Below are 1,009 nucleotides of genomic sequence, written 5' to 3' on the forward strand. Positions count from 1 at the left end.
CGCGGTCGGCGTGGCGAATGCACTGTGAGGGGGACTTCAGTCCCGACTGTGTCCGAGGGCGATCAACCCGCACACCACCGCGCGTCGCGGCTGAAGCCGCTCCCACAAGGGTGCGACCGGTGTGGTGGGTGCACTGTGGGAGGGACTTCAGTCCCGACGATGTCCGAAGCAACAACGCTGCTCACACTGCCGCGCGTCGCGGCTGAAGCCGCTCCCACCAGGGCGCGGTCGGCGCGACGGAGACACTGTGGGAGGGACTTCAGTCCCGACTGCATCCAAAGGCGACCAAGCCGCACACCGCCGCATCGCAGCCGAAGTGGCCCCTGCACGAGATGCATGCGCGGCAATGAACCGCGTGCTGTTGCCTAGCCACCGGCGCAGCAGCGGCAGCCTGCGCGATCTCGGCCGCGCAGCCGCATCGAACGCGACTTACCCCGCGTAACGCGCCTTGAGCATGGCATACGCCGAGCGCAGCGCCAGTGCTTCGCCACCCGCCGGGCGGCCGGGGCGGTCGCTGTCGTTCCAGGCGTACACGTCCAGGTGCGCCCAGGCCTGCCGCGCCGGCACGAAACGCTCCAGATACAGGGCGGCGGTGACCGCGCCGGCCATGCGCGAGCCGGCGTTGGCCAGGTCGGCGACCGAGCTGGTGAGATAGCGCAGGTAAGGACGCCACAGCGGCATGCGCCAGACCGGGTCGCGGGTGCGCTCGCCGGCGGCGATCCAGGCCTGCGCCAGCGTGTCGTCGTTGCTGAAGAGCGCGGGCAGGTCCGGGCCCAGGGCGATGCGCGCGGCGCCGGTCAGCGTGGCGAAATCCAGGATCGCGTCGGGGCGCTGCTCGCTGGCGTAGGCCAGCGCATCGCACAGCACCAGGCGGCCTTCGGCGTCGGTGTTGTCGATCTCCACGCTGGTGCCCTGGCGGGTGGCGATCACCTCGCCGGGGCGGAACGCGTTCGGGCCGACCGCGTTCTCCACCGCCGGCAGCAGCACGGTCAGGCGCAGCGGCAGCCGC

1 pseudogene is annotated in these 1,009 nt (G+C 71.6%); it reads right to left on the reverse strand.

What is annotated here, in order from left to right:
• Positions 1-429 precede the first annotated feature (429 nt).
• Positions 430-1,009: pseudogene (locus D588_RS0113810) on the reverse strand (leucyl aminopeptidase family protein); the annotation flags it as partial.

The organism is Xanthomonas sp. SHU 308 (genome assembly GCF_000364645.1).
Lineage (GTDB): Bacteria > Pseudomonadota > Gammaproteobacteria > Xanthomonadales > Xanthomonadaceae > Xanthomonas_A > Xanthomonas_A sontii.